Annotated in this window: 4 protein-coding genes; 2 read left to right on the top strand and 2 right to left on the bottom strand. The window is 75.5% G+C overall.

Annotation, left to right across the window (positions count from 1 at the left end; all coding sequences use genetic code 11):
* A partial coding sequence (locus VF468_04745) for a LacI family DNA-binding transcriptional regulator (protein HEX5877623.1) occupies positions 1–937 on the top strand: 937 nt, incomplete at its 5' end.
* A 56-nt stretch (positions 938–993) separates the two neighbouring features.
* Positions 994–1,446: a hypothetical protein gene (locus tag VF468_04740; GenBank protein ID HEX5877622.1), complete on the top strand. Its 453-nt coding sequence runs from the start codon at positions 994–996 to the stop codon at positions 1,444–1,446.
* A 16-nt stretch (positions 1,447–1,462) separates the two neighbouring features.
* Here the strand turns inward: VF468_04740 and VF468_04735 are convergent, their stop codons facing one another.
* Positions 1,463–2,440, bottom strand: a complete 978-nt coding sequence (locus VF468_04735; protein ID HEX5877621.1) for a DUF3500 domain-containing protein — start codon at positions 2,438–2,440, stop codon at positions 1,463–1,465.
* The gene (locus tag VF468_04730; GenBank protein HEX5877620.1) at positions 2,433–3,437 is read right to left on the bottom strand and encodes a Gfo/Idh/MocA family oxidoreductase; all 1,005 of its coding nucleotides are present in this window, start codon (positions 3,435–3,437) and stop codon (positions 2,433–2,435) included. Before VF468_04730 ends, VF468_04735 begins: the two co-directional genes overlap by 8 nt.
* Positions 3,438–3,483 lie beyond the last annotated feature (46 nt).

Below are 3,483 nucleotides of genomic sequence, written 5' to 3'. Positions count from 1 at the left end.
GTCCAACGCCCCCGGCCCCAGCCCGGCCACCCGCGAGCGCGTCCTGCAGGCGGCCGCCGAGCTCGGCTACCGCCCCGACCGGACGGCCAGCCTGCTCGCCCGGCGGCGGACCCACCTGGTCGGGGTGCTGATTCAGGTGAGCAGCCCCTTCCACGCCGAGCTGGTCGAGGACCTCCACGAGGCCGCCGAGGGCCGCGGCTACGACGTCGTCCTGAGCACGGTGACCCGGACCCGCGACGAGCGCCGGGCCACCGAGACGCTGGTCGACTCCCGCTGCGAGGCCCTCGTCCTCCTCGGCCCGGTCGCCCCCGCCGCCCAGCTCGCCGCCCTCGGGCGGCAGCTGCCGGTGGTGGTGATCGGGCGCCGGGTCGCCGGGGGCGGGGTCGACGTGGTCAGGACGGCCGACGCCGAGGGGGTCGGCCAGGTCGTCGGCCACCTGGCCGGGCTGGGGCACCGTTCGATCGCGTACGTCGACGGGGGCCGGGGGACGATCGCCGCCGACCGCCGCCGCGGCTACCGCACGGCCATGCGCCGCCACGGCCTGGCCGGCCAGGTGCGGGTCATCGGCGGCGACCACACCGAGGCGGCCGGCAGCCGGGCGGCGCGGATGCTGCTGGACGACGGCGCCCTGCCCGGCGCGGTGGTGGCGTACAACGACTCCTGCGCCCTCGGGGTACTGGACGCCTTCAACCGGGCCGGGGTCGAGGTTCCCGGTGAGGTCTCGGTGGCCGGCTACGACGACAGCAGCCTGGCCCGGCTCGCCCACGTGAACCTGACCACGGTCAGCCAGGACGCCCGCGGCCAGGCCGAGCACGCGGTGGCCGCGGCCGTGGAGCGGCTGGACGGCGGCCGGGTGCGGCCCCGCGAGGTCGTGCTCCCGCCGCGCCTGGTCGTCCGCGGCACCACCGGCCCGCCGCCGTCGGCGGGCGTACCCTGACCGGGGACGAGCCGAGCGGGCCGGGCGCGTGTTCCCCGGGCCAGGGAAACGAGCCGGTGAGCGAGCGCGACAGGTACACCCCGGAGGAGTGGCGGACGCTCCAGTTCGCCCCCTTCTGGATGTTCGGCGCCGTGGTCGGCGCCTACAACCGCTTCGACCCCCGCGATGTCCAGGTGTTCGTGCGCTGCATGGAGGTGGCCACCCTTGGCGAGGGCCGGCTCCGGCGCGAGCTGCTGGAGTCGGTCCTTGACGACCGCGACCGGCTGGCCGAGTGGTTCCACGCCGACCCGCGCACCATCGGCGTCGGCCTGTTCCAGGTCGACCTCGTGCTGCGCCGGGCCGGCGACGACGAGGCCGCGCTGTTCAAGGACATGCTGGTGCTCGACGTGGGCGAGGGCGTGGCCAGGGCCAGGGGCCGCTACGGGACCGAGATGAGCGACGACGACGCCAGGGCCGTGGCCCTGGCCGCCCAGCTGCTGGGCATGGAGCGCTACCCGGTCGACGACTAGAACAGTGGCCGCCGTGCTACTGACCGAAGTCGCCCTCGGGGTCGCGCCACACCGAGTGGACGTGGTTGGCGCCGTTCTGGACGTTGTCGTACTCGACCAGCAGCCGCGGCCCCTGGATGCGGTAGTAGTGCGGCTGGCCCGGCTCGGTCCCGCCCGCCCAGCCGAAGTGGACCGCCTCCAGCCCCTCGCCCCCGTCGCCGAGGGCCCGCCCGGCCTCGAGGTCGGCCAGGGGGCCGGGGAGCCGGTCGAAGTACTGGCGCAGCAGCCCGGCCAGCAGCTCGCGCTGCTGGGGCAGCATCCCGGCCCCGGCCAGGCCCTCGGGCGGCCCGACGCGCACGAAGGGGAGGTTCCGCTGGAGGATGTCGCCGGGGGCCTCCGATGAGAGCAGGGCCGTGGCCCGCTGGTCCGGGGCCAGGGCGTCGAGCAGCCCGCGGCCCAGGTCCTCCTCGGCGGCCAGGGGCCGCAGGACCCCGGGCCCGACCAGCCGGCTCGTGGCCGGGTTGGCCCCCAGGAACAGCGGGCTGGCCGAGATCCCGCCGTCCTCGGTGAGGGTGTAGTTGAGGGCGACGTGGTGGCCCCCGACCCGCCACCCCCACGACCCGGCCCCGGGGTCGCCGAACACGCTGACGAAGTAGAGCTGGGGGTCGCGCCCGCGGTGGGGGACGGTCCGCCCGTCGTAGCCCCGCCGCCACCCCTCCTTGGCGTCGAGGACGTTCTCCAGCCCCATGACGGTGGCGGCGGTGTTGTAGCCGCCCTCGCTCAGGCCGCTGGCCACCAGCCGGTGGGCCAGGCGCTGGGACACCGGGCCCATCTCGGCCAGGGGCAGGCCGCCCCGCTCGGTCGGGGTGTAGTACCAGGTGGTCCGCTCGGCGTCGGCCGGGAACGGGTAGCTGGCCCTGGCCCGCTGCTCCGGGCCGAGCGACGCCAGCCAGCCGGCCGCGGCGGCGGCCATGGCGTCGCGCACCCGCCCCAGACCGCCGGCGGCCTCAGGCATACAGCGCCGGGCGCTCGGCCAGCTCGACGGCGACCCGGCCCCCCTTGGTCAGGGACTCGACGGCGGCCTCGGCCACGGCCGTGGTGGCGTAGCCGTCCCAGGCGCTGGGGCCGGTGACCTCGCCCCGGAGCACGCCCGAGACCCACTCCTGGAGCTCGTTCTGGTAGGCGGCGCCGAACCGCTCCCGGTAGTCGGCCGGGATCGGGCCGTGGTGCCCGCCCTCGGCGCGGACCTGGACCCCGGCGTGCTCGCCCAGGGCGACCGTGCCCGACTCGCCGACCAGCTCGTAGCGGATGTCGTAGCCGTACTGGCAGGTGACGAAGCTCTCCACGTCGACCAGCACGCCGTCGGCGGTCTCCAGCATCACCATCTGGGGGTCCTGGAGGCCCTCGGGGGCGAGCGAGCTGGGGCGGGCCTTGTAGACCGTGGCCGCGACGATCTCCTGACCGAGCAGCCAGCGGGTCACGTCGATGTCGTGGACCACCGAGTCGGTGATCATCATGTCGCTGGTGAACCCGGGAGGGACGTCGGCGTTGCGGTGGCGGCAGTGCAGCAGCAGCGGCCGGCCGACCCGGCCGGCGTCCGTGGCCGCCTTCAGGCTCCGGAAGCCGTCGTCGTAGCGGCGCATGAACCCGACCTGGATCAGCCGCCGCGGCTTGGCCGCCTCCGCCTCCAGCACCCGCAGGCAGGCGTCGATGGTCGGGGCCAGCGGCTTCTCGCACAGCACCGGCTTGTCCGCGGCCAGGCAGGCCAGAGTGAACTCCTCGTGGGTGAAGCCCGGGGAGGCGATCAGCACGGCCTGCACCCGGTCGTCGGCGATCAGCTCGTGGCCGTCGGAGTAGGCGCGGGCCCCGACCTGCTCGGCCACCTGCTTGGCCCCCTCGACGAAGACGTCGGAGACGGCCACCACCTCGGCGTCGGGGACGCCGCCGGCCAGCCGCTCCACGTGGTACCGGCCCATCTGGCCGGTACCGACGACGCCGATCCCCAGGGTCATTGCGCATCACTCCCAACGCCCAGCTTCCGCAGGTAGGCACAGGTCC

Source organism: Actinomycetota bacterium, from assembly GCA_036280995.1.
GTDB lineage: Bacteria > Actinomycetota > CALGFH01 > CALGFH01 > CALGFH01 > CALGFH01.
Note: the sequence above shows the minus strand (reverse complement) of the source record. Positions and strands in the feature narration are given on the sequence as shown.